The 573-nt window shown below is 76.8% G+C and carries 1 protein-coding gene; it reads left to right on the forward strand.

What is annotated here, in order from left to right; genetic code table 11:
• Positions 1 to 573: hypothetical protein (locus tag MXD58_RS24640; RefSeq protein WP_250610042.1), on the forward strand; the 573-nt coding region annotated here is incomplete at both ends.

Consider the following 573-nt stretch of genomic DNA (forward strand, 5'->3'; position numbering starts at 1 on the left):
GTCCCGCCGCGCCGGGTGGGACGGTCACCTCACGGGGCCGCCGCCCCGGCGCGCCGCCCGCCAGCGGCACCAGCGCCGGCCTGTTCGACGTGATGTTCGCCTACCACCCGCGAGTGCTGGACGGCCTGACCCTGACGGGGCTGGGCACCGAGGAGCTGCGCGGGCACGAGGGGCCCGTGGGCGTCCCGCTGACCCTGGCGGTCGAGGACGACGCCGACGTGGTCTGCGTGCTCGCCGCGGTCGACGCGACCCTGTTCACCGCGGCCGACGCGGAGCGTTTCGCCGGTCGCTTCGCCCGCCTCGCCGAGCAGGCCGCCGACGACGCCGTCCTCGGCGAGCTCGACGCGATGTCCACCACGGAACGTCACCTCGTCGTCGACGAGTGGACCAGCGGACGCACCGACCCGCTCGCCGAGCGCCCTCTCGCCGCCCTGGTGGCCGACCAGACGCGGCGCACCCCGGACGCGGTCGCCGTCGTCGCCGTCTCCGCTGCCGTTGCCGCCGCCCCCCACGGGCCCGCCGGCGCAGCGGACGGGTCACCGGACGATGCCGTCACGCTCACCTATACCGAGC

Source organism: Frankia sp. AgKG'84/4, assembly GCF_023242965.2.
GTDB lineage: Bacteria > Actinomycetota > Actinomycetes > Frankiales > Frankiaceae > Frankia.